The 20,937-nt window shown below is 54.0% G+C and carries 21 protein-coding genes; 3 read left to right on the forward strand and 18 right to left on the reverse strand.

Annotated elements, in window-relative coordinates:
• Positions 1–5 precede the first annotated feature (5 nt).
• Complete coding sequence (locus tag OGY19_RS06630; protein WP_115602397.1) at positions 6–1,643, reverse strand: ShlB/FhaC/HecB family hemolysin secretion/activation protein; 1,638 nt, start codon at positions 1,641–1,643, stop codon at positions 6–8.
• A 593-nt stretch (positions 1,644–2,236) separates the two neighbouring features.
• Between OGY19_RS06630 and narP the strand changes: the two genes are divergently transcribed.
• Positions 2,237–2,884 carry a nitrate/nitrite response regulator protein NarP gene (narP, locus tag OGY19_RS06635; protein WP_061068186.1) on the forward strand — a complete coding sequence of 216 codons (648 nt, stop codon included), beginning with the start codon at positions 2,237–2,239 and terminating at the stop codon, positions 2,882–2,884.
• A 101-nt stretch (positions 2,885–2,985) separates the two neighbouring features.
• Here the strand turns inward: narP and OGY19_RS06640 are convergent, their stop codons facing one another.
• The 15 genes from OGY19_RS06640 to napF all read right to left on the reverse strand — a co-directional run bounded on the left by OGY19_RS06640 (position 2,986) and on the right by napF (position 15,295).
• Positions 2,986–4,035, reverse strand: a complete 1,050-nt coding sequence (locus tag OGY19_RS06640) for a cytochrome c-type biogenesis protein CcmH (RefSeq protein WP_115601755.1) — start codon at positions 4,033–4,035, stop codon at positions 2,986–2,988.
• Entirely contained in the window at positions 4,032–4,589 is a 558-nt protein-coding gene (gene dsbE, locus OGY19_RS06645) for a thiol:disulfide interchange protein DsbE (RefSeq protein WP_003834613.1), read from the reverse strand. Before dsbE ends, OGY19_RS06640 begins: the two co-directional genes overlap by 4 nt.
• Positions 4,586–6,541: a heme lyase CcmF/NrfE family subunit gene (locus tag OGY19_RS06650; protein WP_115601754.1), complete on the reverse strand. Its 1,956-nt coding sequence runs from the start codon at positions 6,539–6,541 to the stop codon at positions 4,586–4,588. The genes dsbE and OGY19_RS06650 overlap by 4 nt, the downstream gene beginning before the upstream one ends.
• Positions 6,538–7,017 (reverse strand): cytochrome c maturation protein CcmE, encoded by a 480-nt coding sequence (gene ccmE / locus OGY19_RS06655; protein ID WP_005129319.1) that lies wholly within the window; start codon positions 7,015–7,017, stop codon positions 6,538–6,540. Before ccmE ends, OGY19_RS06650 begins: the two co-directional genes overlap by 4 nt.
• Positions 7,014–7,226 (reverse strand): heme exporter protein CcmD, encoded by a 213-nt coding sequence (gene ccmD, locus OGY19_RS06660; protein WP_005129320.1) that lies wholly within the window; start codon positions 7,224–7,226, stop codon positions 7,014–7,016. The genes ccmE and ccmD overlap by 4 nt, the downstream gene beginning before the upstream one ends.
• Positions 7,223–7,960, reverse strand: coding sequence for a heme ABC transporter permease (locus tag OGY19_RS06665; RefSeq protein WP_061068190.1), 738 nt, complete (start codon positions 7,958–7,960; stop codon positions 7,223–7,225). Before OGY19_RS06665 ends, ccmD begins: the two co-directional genes overlap by 4 nt.
• Before the next feature lie 86 nt (positions 7,961–8,046).
• Complete coding sequence (gene ccmB / locus OGY19_RS06670) at positions 8,047–8,706, reverse strand: heme exporter protein CcmB (protein WP_005129323.1); 660 nt, start codon at positions 8,704–8,706, stop codon at positions 8,047–8,049.
• Positions 8,703–9,320 (reverse strand): cytochrome c biogenesis heme-transporting ATPase CcmA, encoded by a 618-nt coding sequence (gene ccmA / locus OGY19_RS06675; protein ID WP_086523394.1) that lies wholly within the window; start codon positions 9,318–9,320, stop codon positions 8,703–8,705. Before ccmA ends, ccmB begins: the two co-directional genes overlap by 4 nt.
• 13 nt (positions 9,321–9,333) lie before the next feature.
• Positions 9,334–9,936, reverse strand: coding sequence for a cytochrome c-type protein NapC (napC, locus tag OGY19_RS06680; protein WP_005129332.1), 603 nt, complete (start codon positions 9,934–9,936; stop codon positions 9,334–9,336).
• 9 nt (positions 9,937–9,945) lie between these two features.
• Entirely contained in the window at positions 9,946–10,395 is a 450-nt protein-coding gene (napB, locus tag OGY19_RS06685; RefSeq protein ID WP_048212558.1) for a nitrate reductase cytochrome c-type subunit, read from the reverse strand.
• A gap of 132 nt (positions 10,396–10,527) precedes the next feature.
• Positions 10,528–11,379: a quinol dehydrogenase ferredoxin subunit NapH gene (napH, locus tag OGY19_RS06690; protein WP_286596274.1), complete on the reverse strand. Its 852-nt coding sequence runs from the start codon at positions 11,377–11,379 to the stop codon at positions 10,528–10,530.
• Positions 11,366–12,061, reverse strand: coding sequence for a ferredoxin-type protein NapG (napG, locus tag OGY19_RS06695; RefSeq protein ID WP_048211125.1), 696 nt, complete (start codon positions 12,059–12,061; stop codon positions 11,366–11,368). Before napG ends, napH begins: the two co-directional genes overlap by 14 nt.
• 6 nt (positions 12,062–12,067) lie before the next feature.
• A complete protein-coding gene (napA, locus tag OGY19_RS06700; RefSeq protein ID WP_115601752.1) occupies positions 12,068–14,554 on the reverse strand; it encodes a nitrate reductase catalytic subunit NapA in 2,487 nt (828 codons plus the stop codon).
• Entirely contained in the window at positions 14,551–14,814 is a 264-nt protein-coding gene (gene napD / locus OGY19_RS06705; RefSeq protein WP_048211123.1) for a chaperone NapD, read from the reverse strand. Before napD ends, napA begins: the two co-directional genes overlap by 4 nt.
• Positions 14,804–15,295 (reverse strand): ferredoxin-type protein NapF, encoded by a 492-nt coding sequence (gene napF / locus OGY19_RS06710; protein ID WP_048211122.1) that lies wholly within the window; start codon positions 15,293–15,295, stop codon positions 14,804–14,806. The genes napD and napF overlap by 11 nt, the downstream gene beginning before the upstream one ends.
• A gap of 413 nt (positions 15,296–15,708) precedes the next feature.
• On the opposite strand from napF, the gene eco reads away from it, so the two are divergent.
• Positions 15,709–16,206, forward strand: coding sequence for a serine protease inhibitor ecotin (gene eco / locus OGY19_RS06715; protein WP_048212557.1), 498 nt, complete (start codon positions 15,709–15,711; stop codon positions 16,204–16,206).
• Between the two features lie 97 nt (positions 16,207–16,303).
• On the opposite strand, the gene mqo is transcribed toward eco, so the two are convergent.
• Entirely contained in the window at positions 16,304–17,965 is a 1,662-nt protein-coding gene (gene mqo / locus OGY19_RS06720; RefSeq protein WP_101741544.1) for a malate dehydrogenase (quinone), read from the reverse strand.
• A gap of 278 nt (positions 17,966–18,243) precedes the next feature.
• Between mqo and OGY19_RS06725 the strand changes: the two genes are divergently transcribed.
• The gene (locus OGY19_RS06725; RefSeq protein ID WP_115601751.1) at positions 18,244–19,491 is read left to right on the forward strand and encodes a SulP family inorganic anion transporter; all 1,248 of its coding nucleotides are present in this window, start codon (positions 18,244–18,246) and stop codon (positions 19,489–19,491) included.
• Here the strand turns inward: OGY19_RS06725 and mgtE are convergent.
• Positions 19,454–20,890 (reverse strand): magnesium transporter, encoded by a 1,437-nt coding sequence (gene mgtE / locus OGY19_RS06730; protein ID WP_048211119.1) that lies wholly within the window; start codon positions 20,888–20,890, stop codon positions 19,454–19,456. The genes OGY19_RS06725 and mgtE overlap by 38 nt on opposite strands.
• Positions 20,891–20,937 lie beyond the last annotated feature (47 nt).

A 20,937-nucleotide genomic window follows, 5' to 3' on the forward strand; every position in this document is an offset into this window, starting at 1 on the left:
GTTCCTTAAAAAGCCACCGCAACGCGGTAATACACATTGAGATGATCCGGTGCCAGCCAGTCCGGATAATTCACCGGTGTTCCTACGGTAAACTGACTGGAGAACCAGCGCCCTGAGCTGGTTAATCCCAGCGCGGCCCCCCACAACGTGCCAGAGGCATACCTGTCAACGCTATCTTGTTTCAGCCAGCCGCCGTCGAATGCCGCTATCGCGCCAATCTGTCCCAACACCGGCAGCGTAAAAAGCGAGTAATTCACTTCGTTGCGCCAGTAGCCGCCGTTATCTCCTGAAATGTATTGTTCTTTATAGCCGCGTACCGATGTTTCACCGCCCAGCGTCAGGCGTTCGCTGCCGTAAAGGCGGTCCGGTGACCATTGAAAATAGAGGCTGCTCAGCCACCACAGTTTTTCTGTCAGCGGGCGCTGAAAACTGCCGCTGACGCTCCATTTGCGAAATTCTGCCTTTGGCACATCACCCTGTTTATCATTGTCATCCTCTGCGCCAAACCACGGCACGCCCTGGGTGAATGTGGGGTTAAACGTCGCAACGCCGGAAGCAATTTTTTGCGTATGGTTGATACCCAGCGAAACGCTGGAAAGCTTGCGGCTACTGGTTTCCAGCAGCACATCGTTCAATTTGTTACGGTTGATTCGATGCGTGAGACCCAGCGATGCTGCGGTTTTGATATCACCGTTGCGAAACAAAACCCAGGAGCCAGTCAGACGATGGGTTTCACTGTCACCGGTGGAACGCCATGCATAGCCATTGTTATTAATGGTGCTGAGATAGTTACTCCAGCTGTAGCTGTAATCCAGCAATCCGTAGCCGTAAGGAACACTCACACCAGCAGCAACGTTCTGCGCATCTTTACTGCTCGAAAAATCGCTGCTACGCCCGCCGCTGATAAACCATTTATCCGCCAGTCCGAGCATATTATTGAAAAATAATGCCCCGCTCAGTTGTCCGGTTCCGGTACTCTTTTGTCCGCTGTTATCAAAACTGACGGAGCCGTTAACGGGGAATTCAGGCGTGGCGCTCAGATTAACTATTGATAACCCCTGCTGGCTGCCCGGCAAAATTTCAATTTCCACCGGCGTCTGGCGAACCCGGTTCAACTGCTCCATACCCTGTTCAATGTCACGCAGATTGAGAATCTTTCCTTCCAGCCCAGGAAAGATCATTTTCAGCGTGCGCGATGGGACACCTTCCAGACGTATTTGCTGCAATTTTCCCTCAAGCACCGCAATGTGCAGCACCCCAGAGGAGAGATCCTGTTCGGTTAAAAAGGCACGACTGGTGATGTAACCTCGGCTGATATACCAGTCGGAAATTGCATTTGTCAGTTCCGTCAGGCGAGGAATATCCAGGCATTGATTCACCCACGGCGCGGTAAGCTTTGCCGAGGCAGCGACGGACAACTTCGTTGCGCCGTCAATATCAATGCGCGAAATCATAAAACATGGTCCTTCAGTCCGGGCTGGCGTTTCCGGCGTGACGGCTTCGGGCAGCGTAACGCTACGCTCCAGCTCTTCACGCTGGCGCTGGTTTTCATTAAGTAGCTGCTGTTGTTGCTGCTGAATGGTATTACGATCCGCAGGAGAGAGTAGTGCGGCAGAAACCGTTGTGAACGGCAAAACTAACATCCCAATCAGTAATGCCAACTTTCTTTCATCCCTGAACTTCACCCTACCCCCCAAAAAGTACGAAACCGAACCTGGCTGTACGACTCTTGCCAAAAAAGCACAAAATGCAAACAAAAGTAAAGGCAATAAATGCGTTTTCACTTTATTCCTATTGCATTTCAGGATTTTTTATATTCTTAAGTTAAATTACTCTATTGGCCCAATCCCATAGCTAGTCGCCTATTTGCAGGAAGATCGCGGGGATGAGTATGTCGCGCACGTCGTGCCGCATGGGTGACGTCTGCGAAGTTTTCTTCCAACTGCTCGCACCCTTAATATCAACATTGCTTATTATTGCCACTTATTAATGTTGATATTTAATTAATGTTGTCAAACAGCAAATCGAGAATACTTTCGTCTCGCAAACCGCCAGCACCTTGATTCAAATCATAAAGAGTATTCTTTGTAAAAATTCCAATGAGAGCTTTTTGAGTCAGGATATACTATTTGCACCTGTAAAAAGTAAGGTCACGTTGCCTTATCATCTACGTGATAAATCAGGATTATCCCATGCCCCGGAATATAACGAAATTAAGAGTGCTCAGGAGAAGAAGATGCCTGAATTAACACCTTTTAAGGTGATGATTGTTGACGACCACCCACTCATGCGGCGAGGAATCAGTCAATTACTGCAGCTGGATAGCGCATTTGACGTAGTTGCCGAAGCCGGCGACGGTGCGAGCGCTATCGATCTGGCAAACCGTCTGGATCTAGATGTGATCCTGCTGGATCTCAATATGAAAGGCATGAGCGGACTGGATACCCTGAATGCGCTGCGCCGGGATGGCGTCACCGCGCAAATTATTATTCTTACCGTTTCGGATGCCGCCAGCGATGTGTATGCCTTAATTGATGCCGGCGCGGATGGCTATTTACTTAAAGACAGCGATCCTGAAGTCCTGCTGGAAGCCATTCGCGCTGGCGCAAAAGGAGGTAAAGCCTTTAGCCAACGCGTCAGCGATTATCTGCGGGAACGGGAACTGTTTGGCGCCGAGGAAGATCCGTTCAGCGTACTCACCGAACGCGAGCTGGATGTGTTACATGAACTGGCTCAGGGATTATCGAATAAACAGATTGCATCCGTACTGAATATTTCCGAGCAAACGGTGAAAGTGCATATCCGCAACCTGCTGCGAAAACTTAACGTCCGCTCTCGCGTTGCCGCCACCATCCTGTTTTTACAAACACGCGGCATGCAGTAATCAGATATTGCCCGATGGCGCTACGCTTATCGGGCCTACAAGTCACGTGCATCAGTAGGCCGGATAAGACGCTTTGCGTCGCCATCCGGCATCTTCCACTCTTACTTCTCCTGCGGCGTTAGCTGCTCCATCGCCTGTTTGATGCTGCGCTCAATTACCGCCCGACGGGTATCATTGGCGGGCAATAATTTCAGCATCATCTCCCACGCCGCAACCGCCTCGCCGAAGCGCTGCTGTTCAAAAGCGTTAAACGCGTACATGCTGAGAACCCGCACGTTGGCATGTTCGCCGCGCACCAACTGGCGTAGCAGCTCCCCTCCCCGACGGTTATCGTCTGGATCGGAAGAACGGGTCAACGCTTCCGCATAGCCCAGCGCAGCATCGCTGTTTTTCGGATCCAGTCGGTACGCATTGGCATACGCTTCAGTCGCCGTACTGGCATTACCGAGAACCATGCCTATGCGACCAAGCATAATCCAGCCTTCAACGTTTCCGGCATCGGTTTGCAGCCGGGTGCGTAATCCCAGCGCCAGGCGCGCCATATCCTCTTCATTCAGCGGTTCAGCCTTTGGATCTAACGCCCGCTCCAGCAGCGCCGGGGCCTGTGCAGTCGCCTGCTGCCAGACCTGAACCTGCTTATAGTTGCCGGTTTCATAATAGCTCACTGCGCCAACCCCCAGCGCCACCACGATGCCGGGCACAAACAACCCGAACCCACCGCGCTTGCCATCCGGGATAACGTCGTCAGGAAACGCTTCCTGTTTCACCCGGACACGTCGGCGAGTACGGGCGAAAATAATCCAGCCACCCAGACCAATCGCGACCACCGGCATCACCCACAGCAGCACGGTCAGCGGCGTCAACGGCGGATCGTAAGTCACGAAGTTGCCGTAGCGCGCCACCATGTAATCGACAATTTCTTTCTGGCTTTTCCCTTCCTGCATCAGTTCGTAAACCTTCTGACGCAGATCGGTGGCAATCATTGAGTTAGAGTCAGCAATGCTGTTGTTCTGGCACTTTGGGCAGCGTAACTGTTCAGTGAGCTGACGGAACTGCTGCTCCTGCGCTTCATCCTTAAACTGCATCACATCGATGGTCGCAAGCGCGGATCCCGAGATAACCAGCATCAGCAGGCCCAGTAAAAATCTCATTGCGCAGCCTCCTTACTGTACTTATCCCACAACGGTTTGATCTCGCTCTCCCACACTCTGGCATTCAAATCACCGGCATGGCGATAGCGAATAATACCTTTACCGTCGATCAGAAACGTCTCCGGCGCGCCGTACACGCCAAGATCCAGACCAAGCATACCGTCGCCGTCAAACAGGCTTAATGAGTAAGGATTGCCCAGCTCTTTCAGCCAGACAATGGCTTTCTGACGATCGTCTTTATAGTTCAGACCCACCACCCGCACGCCCTGCGCAGACAGCTGATTCAGGTACTGATGTTCGGCGCGACAGGTCGGACACCAGGTCGCCCAGACGTTCAGCAGTACCGGTTTGCCCTGGGTCAGCACATCGGCCTGATAATGCTGACCCGGATTTTCCAGCGACTCCAGGCGGAATGTCGGAACGGGTTTGCCGATCAGCGCCGACTCCAGATTAGTGGGATCGTCCCCCTGAGCGTTACGCGCCAGTTGCCACAGCAGCGCCGCCGCAATAATCAGAAAAATAATAAACGGAATTAACAGTGCGTTGCGCTTCATACAGCCTCCGACGCATTTTTTTGCACCGCGGCGCGAGGACGCGTGCGCTGGCGATAGCGTGGATCAAACAGGCAGAACAATCCGCCCAGCGCCATCAGCAATCCTCCGGCCCAAATCCAGCGAATAAACGGTTTGTAGTACAGACGCACAGCCCATGCGCCGTTATCCAGTTCTTCACCCAGCGCAGCGTACAGATCGCGTGTGAATCCACCGTCAATTGCCGCTTCGGTCATCATCGAACTGGTGCTGTTATAGAAGCGTTTTTCCGCATGCAGCGTGGCTTCTGGTTTACCATCTCGGGTAACGCCAATAATGGCGACACCGCCCCGGTAGTTAGGTCCGGTAATATCTTTCACTTCGCGGAACGTGAACTGATAGTTATGGATACTGACGCTATCACCCGCCTTCATGCGCACATCACGTTCAACGCTGTAGTTCTGGCTAAAGGCAATACCGACGATGGTAACAGCCAGTCCTACGTGACCTGAAACCATGCCCCAGTAGCTCGGCGTCAGCTTCATGCCGCGCGAAATACGCAGGAACGCCTCGGACATCGCCAGCACGAATATCCAGCATGCCATTGCCATACCCACGACCGTCATGGCAGCGATGCGGTCTTCAAACAGCCACGGCAGCAGCAGCGACAGTACCAGCGTGGTGACAAACGCGACAATCAGTAGCGTTTTCAGCTTGCGCGGTCGGTCACGGCCCCAACGCACTAATGGCCCTATTCCCAGCAACAGCGCGAACGGCGCCATCAGCCAGGTAAACATGGTATTGAAGAATGGCTCGCCAATCGAAATGCTACCCAGCCCCAGCTGTTTGTGCACCAATGGCAACAGCGTGCCCAGGAGCACCACCAGCATGGCAGCAATCAGCAGCACGTTATTACCCAGCAACAGCGATTCACGCGACCACAGCGCGTTATTAACCCGTGAGCGGACCTTGTGACCGCGAACCGCAAACAGCAGCAGGGAACCGCCGATAACCAGCACCATGAAGGCCAGAATAAACATCCCGCGTGACGGATCTGAGGCGAAGGCATGCACCGACACCAGCACGCCAGAGCGCACCAGGAACGTCCCTAACAGGCAAAGCGAGAAGGCGCAGATTGACAGCAGCAACGTCCAGGCTTTAAAGCTGGCGCGCTGTTCGGTCACTGACAGCGAGTGCATCAGCGCAGTCCCCACCAGCCACGGCATAAACGACGCGTTCTCTACCGGGTCCCAGAACCACCAACCGCCCCAGCCCAGTTCGTAATAGGCCCACGCAGACCCGAGCACAATACCCAGCGTCAGAAACACCCATGCAGCCAGCGTCCACGGACGCGAAAAACGGGCAAAGGTGCTATCCAGACGCCCGCTCATCAGTGCGGCAATCGCAAAGGCAAACGCCACGGAGAAACCGACATAACCCATGTACAGCAATGGTGGGTGGAAAATAAGCCCAGGATCCTGCAACAGCGGATTCAGGTCGCGGCCTTCAATAGGAAAATCTGGCAACGTGCGGGCAAACGGATTGGAAGTAAACAGGATAAACAGCAGGAAGCCAACGCTGACCATGCCCATCACCGCCAGTACGCGGGCGACGATATCCAGCGGCATCCGCTGGCTGAACAGCGCCACAGCGAACGTCCAGCCGCTCATCAGCAACACCCACAGCAACAATGAGCCTTCATGCGCGCCCCATGTCGCGGCGACGCGATACCAGACCGGAAGTTGCGTATTGGAGTTGCTGGCGACATAGGTCACGGTAAAGTCATTAACCACGAAGGCGTTTACCAGCACCAGAAACGCACCCATCACACAGATAAACAACACCCAGGCAAAGGGTCGCGCAGAGGCCATCATCCGGACATCGCCACGCGCAACACCCCACAGCGGATAAACCGACAGCAACAGTGCAACGCCAAGCGCAAGGCACAACAGCGCGTTGCCAATTTCAGGCATCATGACGTTTTATCCTTATAAACACTTTCCGGACGACGATGGTTTTCCTGCATCGCTTTTTCGACTTCCGGCGGGGTGTAATTTTCATCATGCTTGGCAAGGACCTCTTTGGCCTGCACATGATTTCCCTGATCCAGTTCTCCCTGAACAACGACGCCCTGCCCTTCACGGAACAGATCCGGCAGGATACCTTCATAGGTCACATCCACCACGCCTTCGGCGTCATAGATGCTGAAGTTAACTTTCAGCGACTGCGGATCGCGCTTTACGCTACCGGGCATAACCATACCGCCAACGCGCAGGCGTTGACCGACTTCCGGCATCTGCTGAGTTTCGCGCTTGCCGTAGAGTATTTCTCCCGGCGTATAGAACAGATCGATATTGGAACGCAGCGCATAGAGCACCAGCGTGATGGTCAAAGCCAGGCCCGCCAGCACCGCACAGGCTATCCATAGCCGATTTTTACGTCGAATATTCACGCCGCCTCCCGTTGCACTTGCGCTGCACGCATACGCGCTTCTCTCGCCCGCTGCTGCGCCACACCGCGTAAGATTGCGCGATGCTGTAGTGCAGAATGCAGCACCAGCACCAGCAACGGAATTACACTCATGGCCACGGCCAGCCAGACATATAAGGCGTAACCGCCCATCGCGAAAAAATCACTCCATGATGCAAATGCAGGGGTCATTGGCGGCCTCTTTTTAAGATCAGTTCACTCACCCACGGGCGGCGTTTTTCCATCAATAAAATCAGATTACGCATGCGCATCAGCGCCAGCGTGACAAACAGGAGCAGATAGCCGACGATCGCCAGGCGCAGTGGCGTACGCATCGCCGGATCAATACTTTGCTGCATGCGGGTCGACCCCTGATGCAGCGTGTTCCACCACTCAACCGAGTAGTGAATAATCGGTAAGTTCACGACACCAATCAGCACCAGAATACCGGCAGCGCGCCCCGCCAGGCGGCGGTCATCAAAGGCATGCCACAGCGCAATGGCGCCAACGTAGAGAAACAGCAGCACCAGTTCAGAGGTGAGTCGGGCATCCCAGACCCACCAGGTCCCCCACATCGGTTTGCCCCATGCGGAACCTGTCACCAGTGCAATAAAGGTAAACACTGCGCCAACTGGCGCCATCGCCGCCAGCGCCAGATTGGCCATTTTCATCTGCCAGACCAGGCCGATAAACGCGGCAACCGCCATTGATGCGTAAATGCCCATCGACCAGATTGCCGCCGGGACGTGCAGATAGATAATGCGATAGCTCTGCCCCTGCTGATAATCCGCTGGCGCGAAGCCAAATCCCCAAACCCATCCTGTTACCAGTACCACTGCGCTGGCAATCGCCAGCCATGGAATAAACCAGCCACAGACCTGATAGAGACGTGGGGGCATCGCCAGTTGATGAAGTGTTTTCCACATAGTTCAGTCACCAGACTCAATAAATTAGTAAATTTCCGTTTTACCGGAGGGCGGCTTCGCCTTGTCCGGCACAAGTCATATCTGCGCTATTGCACGCTGATACGTAACGCCGCCGCCGTCGCAAAGGGACTTAACGTTGCGCTTCCTACCAGCAACGCGCCAAGAATCGCCATGTACCCTTCAACGGGTAAGTGCATCGAGGCGGCGTCCATCGCAGCGGTCGCAAAAATCAACAATGGAATGGTTAGCGGGAGTACCAGCACGCTCAACAGCACGCCACCGCGTTTTAACCCCACCGTCAATCCCACGCCCGGTGCGCCGAGAAAACCCAGCGTCGGCGTTCCAAGCAGCAACGTCAGCGCCATAATTTGCCAACCGTACATATCCATTCCCAGCAGCAGCGCGACCAGCGGCGAGAGGATCAGCAGCGGCAAACCGGTTACAACCCAGTGCGCCATCACCTTCGCCAGCACCACGGCCGGTAGCGGCAATGGCAGCAGCATCAATTGTTCGAGGCTGCCATCCTGTAAGTCATCCCGGAATAAACGTTCCAGCGCCAGTAATGAGGCCAGCAATGCGGCAACCCAGATAATGCCCGGTGCGATGCGCGCCAGCAGCTGTGGCTCCGGCCCAATGCTCAGAGGGAACAACGTGATAACGATCAGGAAAAACCATAACGGATTGGCGATCTCTGCACTATGACGGAACGCAACCCGCAGTTCTAAACGGAAGATTTGCCACATCATTGCGCGGCCCTCTCGCTGGTCAGCGCAATACGTCGAACTTTATCGGTCTCAACACCCAGAGGCTGGTGCGTTGTAAGGATCACAATACCACCCTGCTCTGTATGCTGTGCCATGCGCTGAGTCAGTCGCTCAACGCCGTGCACATCAATTGCCGTAAAGGGTTCATCGAGGATCCACAGTCGCGCGCGGGTCAGCCAGAGGCGAGCCAGTGCCACGCGCCGCTGTTGTCCGGCGGAGAGTTGATTAACAGGAATATCTTCATATCCGGCAAGCCCTGCCTGCGCCAGTGCCGCCAGACAGTCGCCATCGTGATGGAAAAATCGCAGATTCTCCAACGCCGAAAGCCGGGTTTTTATCCCCGGCTGATGTCCGATCCACAGTAGTTCCTGATGGTAGCTGTCCCGCACCTGGTGCAGCGATTTCCCTTGCCAGCAAACCTCTCCGGCGTCAGGACGAGCCAGCCCGGTAAGCAACCGCAGCAGGGTGGTTTTCCCTGCGCCATTGCTCCCGGTAATTTGTACCCATTCCCCTGCATTGACGCGAAATGACAGATCGCTAAACAGTATTCTGTCATCTCGCTCGCAGAGCAGTTCTCTGGCCTCAAGCATCCTGATTATTTACATCCTGTTAAAAGCCCGGTTTGACTTCGCGCATATCAGGCAGTTTGTGCGCTATCCCTTTATGGCAGTCAATACAGGTTTGCCCTTCTTTCACGGCCTGATCATGCATTTTAGCCGCTACGCCTTTCTGGGCGGTTAAATCCATAAACTCGAAGTTGTGACAGTTCCGACACTCTTGCGAATTATTGTCTTTCATACGCCGCCATTCATTTTGCGCCATCGATAAACGGTGGTCTTCAAATTTTTGCGGTGTATCTATTAACCCCAGAGCTTTCGCGTACAGCTCCTTGCTGGCCTTGATTTTGCGGATCATTTTCGGCCCCCACTCATGAGGGACGTGGCAATCAGGGCAAGTCGCGCGCACACCGCTGCGGTTGTTGTAGTGTACGGTTTCCATGTATTCCTGGTATACCGTGTTGCGCATTTCGTGACAGCTAATGCAGAACTCTTCAGTATTGGCCTTTTCCATACCGGTATTAAAGCCGCCCCAGAAAATAATGCCGCCCACAAAGCCGATTAACAACAGCGTGCCGAGCGCCAGACGGCTGGGGCGACGCCACCATTGCCAGACGCGCTTAATCCAGCCTGGTTTACGGTTAGAATTTTCCATAATGACCTCTTATTTCCCGTAACCTTTCGAGGGGGTGAAGGTATTTTCAACAATCGGCGCGGCGTCAGCCTGCGGGACATGACACTGCAGACAGAAGTAACGACGCGGGGCGACTTCAGCCAGTACCTTGCCGTTGCTGTCCATAAAGTGCGTCGGGCTGATGCGCGGTGCACCGGTGGTGCGGTAGCTTTCAACACCGTGACACTGCAGGCAACGGTTGGTATTGGTCGTCACCTGGTAACCGTCAACACTGTGCGGAACCATCGGTGGCTGATTCACATAATTCAGCGGCATACGCTCCTGCTCTTTCGGCATGCGAATCGCCCCTTCCTGTGTCCCTGAGACCTCCGGTGACTGGCTCAGATCCACTCCGTTTGCAGCCCAAACGGCCCCACTGACTACCAGGGCCAGCGCGGCTGTCCATTGACTCAGCGCTTTAATCAGGTCATGGCTTTTCATTGTTTCGCTCCCGAACTCCATCGCATTTACACTTCATCCTTTAAGCTGCCTCTTTGTTGGCTGCGCTCCGAAACCCCAGTCACATAGTTACTATGCTCCTGGGGAATTTCTCGCTTGCCGCCGCGATGCATCTCAAATGATTTTGTGTATCGTTATTGTAAAAACATCCTCAGAACAGACATCCACACAGCGACCGCAGGCCATGCAATCGCGACTGGTCACCTGCACCGGGCTTTGCTCATCCAGCACCGGCGCACGTAGCACATGCGGTTCCGGGCAAACATGAAAACAATCCATACAGCGGTTACATCTCTTACGTTCTTTTGCTGATACGGTTATTGCACCTTTACTGCCCAATGCGCCATACAGCGCACCCAGGGGGCAGAGATGTCCGCACCAGCCATGCTCAACGACCAGTAAATCAAATAAAAACAGCGCGAGAATAAGCAGCGCACCGCTGCCAAAGCCCATGACCAGGCTACGTCCCAGCAAAGAAACCGGGTTTATCCACTCCCACAGCAGCGTTCCTGTCAGGGCAGAACCGACCAGGATAACCACCAGCAGGACGTACCGTATATGGCGCGGCAGGGTCGCAGACTGATTCAGGTCAAACCTTCTGCGCAGCCAGCTCGCCAAATCAGTCACCGGATTCATCGGGCAGACCCAACTGCAAAACAGTCGCTTACCTGCAAGGGCATACAGAACCGCAATAATGGCGACCCCTGTTAACGCGACTGTTGCTGGCAGGTGCCCGCTGGCCAGGCTTTGCAGGGTAATGAGTGGGTCGGTTAACGGAATGGTATCCAGCAACAGGCTGCTACTGTAATTACCATGCAGGATCCACACGCCAAGCCACGGACCGCTGAGGAACATCGCCAGAACCAGGAACTGGCTCAGGCGACGCAACACCAGCCAGCGATGGCTCTTCCACCACCCTTTTTTCGCTTGTGCTTCACGCCCCGCATCACGTTTACGATTTGCCATTGTTCCCCTCCAGCCAACCGAAGCGGTAATGGTGTCCTAACTCCCCTTTCGCCAGCGACAGCGGCAGCACTTTTATTGCCGGCTGCTCCAGTACGCAGACTTTTTCGCATTTCCCACAGCCAGTACAGGCATCGCTGTGCACGGTCGGAATAAACCGCGCATGCTTACCAGTACGCATGTTGCGGTCCAGCTCCAGGGTGATAGCCTCATCGATTTTCGGGCACTCGCGATAGCAAACGTCGCAGCGTAGCCCCTGATAGTTGAGGCAGTTTTCGTGATCCAGCAGAACCGCCAGTCCCATACGCGAATCGTCAATGGATGCAATTTCCCTGTCCAACGCGCCGCTGGGGCAGACTTTGGCGCACGGGATGTCCTCACACATTTCGCAGGGGATGTCGCGAGCGACAAAATAAGGTGTTCCGGCCGCCAGCCCGGAGGCCAGCGTTGCCAGTTTCAGCGTGTCATACGGGCAGGCCTGGACGCACTGGCCACAGCGCACACAGGCGCTGGCAAATGCGTCTTCACTCAGAGCCCCAGGCGGGCGCAGCCGCACGCCGGTTGCGCGTGCGGTTTGCTGTTGCAACCCCAGCGCCACGCCAACGACAGCCAGCCCGCCTGCTGCGCGAACCATATCGCGCAGGAAGCGGCGGCGGCCATTTTGGGGTTTTGCTGACCGGGACATAACGCGTTACACCTTCGCCAGTTTCACAGCGCACTTCTTGAAATCCGTCTCTTTAGAGAGCGGATCCGTCGCATCCAGCGTCAGGTTGTTCACCAGCTGTGCGGCGTCGAAGAACGGCATGTACACCAGCCCCTGAGGCGGACGGTTGCGGCCGCGTGTTTCAACAATCGAAATCACTTCACCACGACGGGATACCACTTTGACCTTGTCGCCACGGCGAAGATCGCGCGCTTTTGCATCCAGCGGATGGATAAACAGTACCGCCTCCGGGAACGCACGGTGCAGTTCCGGCACGCGGCGCGTCATGCTGCCAGTATGCCAGTGCTCCAGCACGCGACCGGTGGAGAGCCACAGATCGTATTCTTTATCCGGTGCTTCAGCCGCCGGTTCAAATGGCAGCGCGAAGATGACGGCTTTCCCATCCGGTTTGCCGTAGAACTTGTAGCTTTCTCCAGCCTTCACGTACGGATCGTTGCCTTCGCTGTAGCGCCACTGAGTCTCCTTACCATCGACCACTGGCCAGCGTAACCCGCGCGCCTTGTGGTAATCATCGAACGGTGCAAGATCGTGTCCGTGTCCGCGACCAAACCAGGCGTACTCTTCGAACAGACCTTTTTGCAGGTAGAAACCGAGTTCGCGAGATTCATCGTTCAGTTGATCTTCAGCCAGTTCGCTGACCGGGAATTTCGTTACTGCTGGCGTGGCGAACAGCACGTCATACAACGTCTTACCGCGCAGCTCGGGTTTCTTCGCCAGTAGTTCCTCCGGCCAGACGTCTTCCGTTTTGAATCGGCGGGCAAACTGCACCATCTGCCACAGGTCAGATTTCGCTTCGCCCGGTGCTTTAATCTGCTGGCGCCAGAACTGAGTACGGCGCTCGGCGTTACCGTAAGCCCCTTCTTTCTCTACCCACATCGCTGTTGGCAGGATCAGGTCGGCCGCCAGAGCACTGACCGTCGGGTACGGATCGGAAACGATGATAAAGTTGCGCGGATCGCGCCAGCCAGGCATACGCTCTTCGTTGATGTTCGGCCCAGCCTGCATGTTGTTGTTACACATCACCCAGTAGACATTGAGCTTGCCATCTTTCAGTGCGCGGTCCTGCGCCACAGCATGCAGACCGATTTTCGCCGGAATGGTCCCCGCCGGAATATTCCAGTGTTTTTCACAGATATCGCGGTGTTTTTCGTTCGTCACCACCATATCCGCAGGCAGACGGTGAGAGAAGGTCCCGACTTCACGCGCGGTACCACAAGCGGAAGGCTGACCCGTCAGCGAGAATGGGCCGCAGCCTGGCTGAGAAATTTTACCGGTCAGCAGGTGCAGGTTATAGACCAGGTTATTAGCCCATACGCCACGGGTATGCTGGTTAAAGCCCATCGTCCAGTAGGAGATGACTTTCTTCTTAGGATCGGCATACAACTGCGCCAACTGTTCCAGCTGATCTTTTGGCACGCCGGTCATTTCTGCAGTTTTATCCAGCGTATACTCCGCAACAAACGCTTTGTACTCTTCAAAACTGATCGGTTCGGAGGCATCAGAACCCGGGTTTTTCGCCGCTTTTTCCAGCGGATGGGTTGGACGCAGACCGTAGCCGATATCCGTCGCCCCTTTACGCAGGTTAACGTGCTTGCTAAAGAAGTCCTGGTTTATCGCATTGTTTTGAATGATATAGTTTGCGATGTAGTTGAGGATCACCAGGTCGCTTTGCGGCGTAAAGACGATGCCGTTATCCGCCAGCTCAAAGCTACGATGCTGGAAGGTAGAGAGAACGGCGACGTTGACGTTAGGATCGGACAGACGACGGTTGGTAATGCGCGACCACAGGATCGGGTGCATTTCCGCCATATTAGCGCCCCACAGGACGAAGGCGTCTGCATGTTCGATATCGTCATAGCAGCCCATCGGTTCATCCATACCGAAGGTACGCATAAAGCCGACTACCGCTGAGGCCATGCAGTGACGTGCGTTCGGGTCGATGTTATTGGAACGGAAACCCGCTTTAAACAATTTGGCAGCGGCATAACCTTCCCAAATCGTCCACTGGCCAGAGCCGAACATGCCGATAGATTCCGGACCTTTCTCTTTCATCGACGTTTTGAATTTCTCTTCCATCACGTCAAAAGCCTGGTCCCAGCTAATCGGGGTGAACTCGCCTTCTTTGTGATATTTGCCGTCTTTCATGCGCAGCATCGGCTGCGTTAAACGGTCTTTTCCGTACATGATTTTCGGCAGGAAGTAACCTTTGATGCAGTTAAGCCCACGGTTAACCGGCGCATCCGGATCGCCCTGGCATGCCACAACACGCCCTTGCTGCGTTCCGACCAATACGCCGCAGCCCGTCCCGCAAAAACGGCACGGGGCTTTGTCCCATTTGATGGCTTCTTGCTGACCGACTACCGCGCGGGCAACGCCCGGCACGCTTAACCCGGCAGCCGCCGCAGCGGCCGCAACGGCGTTAGCTTTCATAAAGCTACGACGACTGAGTTTCATGGTGTTTCCTCACCTTGCTCATCCTGCTGGTGATAAACCAGCGACACCGCCAGCACGCCCGCAACGTTGCGCACTGACTCAATTGTTTTCATTAGCGTTTCACTGTGCTCTGCTTCCACCACCACAATCAGTTGACCGCTTTCCACATCGCTGAGAGCAACTTCGCAACCCGGAAACGAACGTAACTGCGTGGCGATATCGCTGATGTGCTGACTTTTGGCCTGAACGACCAGGCTGCAGACCTGCCAGTTAGTGTCCATGGTTGTACTCCGCATTAATGGCTGATACCGGACAGATAGCGACACACGCGCCGCATCCGTTACATGCCTGATTGTCGAGCTGTGGCTGATAAATACCGGACAGCGTGGGACGAAAGGTTATGGCCATGGGTTCACAGCTATCCTGACAGCGATGGCATTCAACGGACTGATGCGCGAGACAGTTGTCACCGATCGAAAAATTCAGATCCCATGCCCTGGTGTGGCGCGGAAGAAAAAGTGATTCGGGACAGGCCTCTGCGCAGGCGTAACAAAAGCTGCATTCGCCGTGTTTGAAATTTACGCTCGGGTAACCACCCTGGCCTCGCTGCAGGATGTCGGTTTCACACGCCTGGATGCAGGCGTCACAACGGAGGCAATGAGCCAGAAAATGTGAGTCTTCCATGCTCCACGGCGGACGAATCCCATTGCTGGCTTTACGCCAACTGCCTGTCAACATGCCTCGACGGGATAAATCAACCATGACATTGTCCTTCCATAATGACGCTCTCCCTCGGCGGGTTGAACGACAATAAAAAACGCACTATTTATGAGTAGTTATTTTTAGCCGTAAGATATTTCAGGATGTGTTTGAGGTGCATACCCCAATTGGGGTAAATGCTGTTGCCGGATCAAAAGAGTGTTGAGTTGGCGGGAAAAAGTGCGCTTTTGCTCACATTTCAATGAGTTATATAATCAATTATATAACGAAAACATAAAACAGAGAATAATCTCACAATTAAGATAATTCCTGGTATTTATCGCTACACAAATTATAAACCTTTAATTAATGCACTTAAAATATAAGTAAATTTAGATTAATAGACGATATGAATATGCTAACCTGCCCTTGATACGTTCATAAGACAGAAGAAAGGAAACACTGTGAACAATAAGATGAAGACAATTGTCCCTGCCGTACTCCTTGCCGCCTTCGCCAGCACCTCTGTGTGGGCGACAACCACCGATGCCAGCGCTCAGCCGCTGGAAAAAGTCGCCCCTTATCCTAAAGCGGACAAGGGAATGAAGCGTCAGGTTATTCAGCTTACTCCTGAGAAAGATGAATCTACTCTGAAAGTAGAACTGCTGATCGGACAAACGCTGGAAGTTGATTGCAACAAACATCGCCTTGGCGGAGAACTGGACAGCAAAACGCTGGAAGGTTGGGGTTATGACTACTATGTATTCGACAAAGTTACGTCTCCGGTTTCAACCATGATGGCCTGCCCGGACGGCAAGAAAGAGAAGAAATTCATCACCGCGTATCTGGGTGAAGACGGTATGCTGCGTTACAACAGCAAATTACCGATTGTGGTTTACACCCCGGAAAACGTGGAGGTGAAATACCGCATCTGGAAAGCAGAAGATAAGATTCAGGACGCCGTCGTGCGATAAGTGAGAATGTGCCGGATGGCGGCGTACCGCCTTATCCGGCATACAGACGCATGAAGTAGAAGTAGGCCGGATAAGCGCAGCGCCATCCGGCCTTTTTTTACAGCGCGATATCCGCCACAGCTTTCTGCTCAGGCTGCGGTTGCGCCTGAGGTTTTAGCTGTGGTTTCGGCGCTTCATCAGCAACCTGCGGTTTATCGTACTTCAGACCCAGTACTTCGCTGGTGTATTGCAGCTCTTGCTCCGTAGCCTCAACGTTGCCGTTCAGCTTCGTGCCATAAGACGGAATAATCGTTTTCAGCTTCGCCTGCCATTCCGGGCTGGCAACTTTATCTTTAAACACTTTTTCCATCAGATGCAGCATGATCGGTGCCGCGGTTGATGCCCCCGGTGATGCACCCAGCAGCGCAGCAATCGTGCCTTCTTTATCGCTGACCACTTCGGTTCCCAGACGCAGAACGCCGCCCTTCTCCGCATCACTTTTGATAATCTGCACACGCTGGCCTGCCTGCCATAAACGCCAGTCTTCTTTTTTCGCCTGTGGATAGTACTCTTGCAGCGCGGCAAAACGATCGTCGTCGCTGAGCATGACCTGGCTTACCAGATATTTGACCAGATCGAAGTTATCCAGACCCACGTTGACCATCGGCATAAAGTTCGACGTGGTGGTAGAACTGAGCAGATCCCACAATGAACCGTTTTTCAGGAACTTAGTGGAGAAGGTTGCGAACGGCCCAAACAGCACTACGCGTTTACCATCCAGAATACGGGTATCGATGTGCGGTACGGACATCGGCGGCGCACCAACGGAGGCCTGACCATACACTTTCGCCAGATGACGATTGACCACATCAGGGTTTTCCGCCACCAGGAACTGCCCGCCAACCGGGAATCCGGCATAGCCTTTCGCTTCCGGAATGTCGGTTTCCTGCAACAGCTTCAGGGCAGCGCCACCGGCACCGATAAAGACAAACTTCGCCTTAATAGCGTGTTCCGCTTCATTGTTTTTCAGATCAGCAACCGTGACGGTCCAGCTATTATCCGCGTTACGCTTAAAGCCGCGAACTTCGGTGCTCAGTTGCAGCGCAAAATTAGGTTTTTTCTGCAACGATGCAATCAGCTGGCGCGTAATTTCACCGTAGTTCACGTCAGTACCGATCTCGGTACGCGTTGCCGCAACTTTCTGTTTCGGATCGCGACCTTCCATAACCAAAGGCGCCCATTCTTTAATCTGCGCGTGATCTTCAGAGTAGCGCATACCGCGGAACAGGGTGCTTTGCTGGAGTGCCGTGTAACGGGCACGCAGGAAATTCACGTTCTCGTCGCCCCAGACAAAGCTCATATGGGGAACAGTGGTGATAAACGAGCGGGGTTCATGCATCACGCCGTTGTTGACCTGATACGCCCAGAACTGGCGGGAAATCTGGAAGGCTTCGTTAATTTCGACTGCCTTTTCAATACTGATGCTACCGTCAGCCTTTTTAGGCGTGTAGTTCAGTTCCATCAGTGCGGAGTGGCCTGTTCCGGCGTTGTTCCAGCCGTTTGAACTCTCCTGAGCAACGCCATCCAGTCGCTCTACCATGGTCATTGACCATTGCGGCTCCAGCTCCTGTAAATAGGTTCCCAGTGTGGCGCTCATGATGCCGCCGCCAATCAACAGTACATCCGTTTCCTGCTCTTCCGCCGCTTTCGCTTTTGCTGCCATCGAGACAACATTCAGCCCTACAGCCATGGTGAAGAGCATGGCAGTCACTTTTTTCATAATGTTAATGCCTTACTTTTAGTATCGCTTTTTGCTTTTTATGCAGGTGAAAATCGAGCGGTAACAACGGTAACACTTAAGTAAAAATAATTAAATATTGTTTATAAATTATATTTAAATTTTAAAAATGTTATTAATACGTTGATTCTTTATATGGTTATTGACAATCATTTCTGGAAACCTCCCCGTCAGACGGGTACTATGCTGCGCTTTGCTATTCACCGCACGGATGCCTGTCGGTCTGCTGTCATCAGGCCTTTTCTGACCTGAGAGTAACTATGTCTGCAACACACTCTTCCCCTGCCGCGGTGGCAGAACACACCACCCACACCGTGTTACGCCACCCCCGCCTGCTGGTTCGTGAAACGCTGGCCGGTGTGGTAACCGCCCTGGCGCTGATCCCGGAAGTGATCTCTTTTTCCGTTATTGCTGGCGTCGATCCGAAAGTCAGCCTGATAGCCTCGGTCGTACTGTGCCTGGCGATGTCCTTTTTAGGTGGGCGTCCGGCAATGGTTACCGCCGCTGCAGGATCGGTTGCATTAGTCATTGGCCCGATGGTGCATCAACACGGCGTGCAGTACATCCTGCCTGCGGTAGTGCTGGCCGGGATTATTCAGATCCTGTTTGGTGTGTCAGGAATGGCGCGTTTGATGCGGTTCATCCCTACGGCCGTGATGACAGGATTTGTCAACGCGCTGGGTATTTTGATTTTCTTTGCCCAGGTCCCGCATTTCTGGGGGAAAAGCCCGCTCATCTGGGGGCTGTTCGTCCTGACGCTGCTGATTGTGCTGTGGGTTCCGCGGTTTATCAAAGCCATCCCCGCGCCGCTGATCGCTATCGTGCTGCTGACGGTGTTCACTGTCACCAGCGGGCAACTGTTACCGACCGTCGGTGACGAAGGTTCAATGAGCGGCGGTCTGCCGGGCTTGACGCAGTTACTTGTACCACTCAACCTGCAAACGTTAGCCATTATCTGGCCCTGCGCGCTGAGCATCGCTTTTGTTGGATTGATGGAATCGCTATTAACTGCCCGGCTGGTTGACGACCTGACGGTCACCCCGTCGAATAAAAACCGTGAAAGCACCGGACTGGGCGTAGCCAATATCCTGGCCGGTTTTTATGGCGGCATCGCCGGATGCGCGATGATCGGTCAAACGATTGTCAACGTTGAGATGGGGAAAGCTCGCAGCCGCGTTTCCACATTTGCCGCCAGCCTGGTCTTGCTGCTGCTCGTCACCGCACTCAGCGAGGTGATGGCAAAGATACCAATGTCAGTACTGGCGGGAATTATGGTGATTGTGGCGGTAAAAACGTTTAGCTGGCACAGCATCCGACCCGCGACGCTGACCAACATGCCGGTCGCCGAAACGCTGGCAATGTTGGTTACCGTCGCCGCGACAGTCTCTACCGGCAACCTGGCGATTGGCGTGGTTGCCGGCGTAATCACGATGTTGATACTGCCGCGCATCGTCAGAAGGAAACGGGCGTCTACATCAAAAACAGCGTCGCCAGACCCAGAAAAATAAAGAATCCGCCGGTGTCGGTGATAGCGGTAATCATGACGCTGGAGCCGACCGCCGGATCGCGCCCGAGCTTCACCATCGTCATCGGAATGATAACGCCCATCAGCGCCGCCATCAGCAGATTGAGCATCATTGCCAGGGTCATCACGCCGCCCAGCGCCATATCATCGTACAGCCACCAGGTGATGCCGCCCATGATGCCGCCCCAGACAAGGCCGTTGATCAGCGCTACCCCCATCTCACGCAGGATCAGAAACGTCAGGTTGCCGGGCTGAATATTCTGCAACGCCAGCGCCCGGACAATCATGGTGATGGTCTGATTACCCGTATTACCGCCAATCCCTGCCACAATCGGCATCAGCGAGGCCAGCGCCACCAGTTGTGAAATGGTGTGCTCGAAACCGTCGATTACCCGCGAGGCGATAAAAGCGGTACAGAGATTAATTGCCAGCCACGCCCAACGGGTTTTTACCGCTTTAGTGACCGGAGCGAATACATCCTCTTCGGCACTTAAGCCCCCCATTCGACGCAGATCGGTATCGGTTTCTTCATAAACCACGTCGACGATCTCATCGATGGTTAAGCGTCCCATCAGTTTGCCTGAGGGATCAACCACCGCAGCACTGACCAGGTTGTCACGTTCAAACGTACGCGCAGCATTCTCGGCGATATCTTCCGGAGAAAATGTGAGCGGATCATCCTCCATCACTTCGCTGACTTTACGCTGCACGTCATTGAGCAGAATACAGGTTAGCGTCAGTTCACCCACCAGCACTTTATTGCGATCGGTTACGAAGAGTTTATCGGTGTTCTCCGGCATTTTTCCCAGCCGCCGCAAGTACCGCTGCACCACTTCCAGCGTCACGTCCGGACGTACGGTGATGACTTCGAACTCCATGATCGCACCGACGCGATTCTTCTCGTAGTGCAGCACCTGACGTACGCGCGCACGCTCTTCAGCAGGCAATGATGCCAGCAGTCGACCGGTAAGGTTACGGGGTAAATGCTGTACCAGATAAATCTGTTCGTCGATATCGAGATATTGCAGTGCATCCAGTAGCTCGCGGTCGCTCATCTCGTCGATCAGGTCATCCCACACATTTTCTGATGCTTCAAGCAGGACGTTGCCGCGTTTTTCACTTTCGACCAGTCGCCACAGGGCGTGACGCTCTTCGGAGGGCAGTGCTTCGAGGGTATCGGCCAGATCGGGTGGCGGCAAATGCGCCACCAGAGCCCCTACCTCAGCAATATCGTCGGCTAACGTGCCGACGTCATATTGCTCAGCCAGGGTAAGCTTGCCCAACAGTGTTGAAATAATGGCTTTATCAGTGGTCAGCAGCCAGATTAGACGCGCACGCTCTTCATCACGTAGCCTGGCGCTGTTTTTGTTTATTGCGGACATTAATCATAAATCCATGATATGAAATATCATCAATCATGATGCCGAAT

The sequence above is a fragment of the Citrobacter sp. Cy070 genome, assembly GCF_030332245.1.
GTDB lineage: Bacteria > Pseudomonadota > Gammaproteobacteria > Enterobacterales > Enterobacteriaceae > Citrobacter > Citrobacter youngae.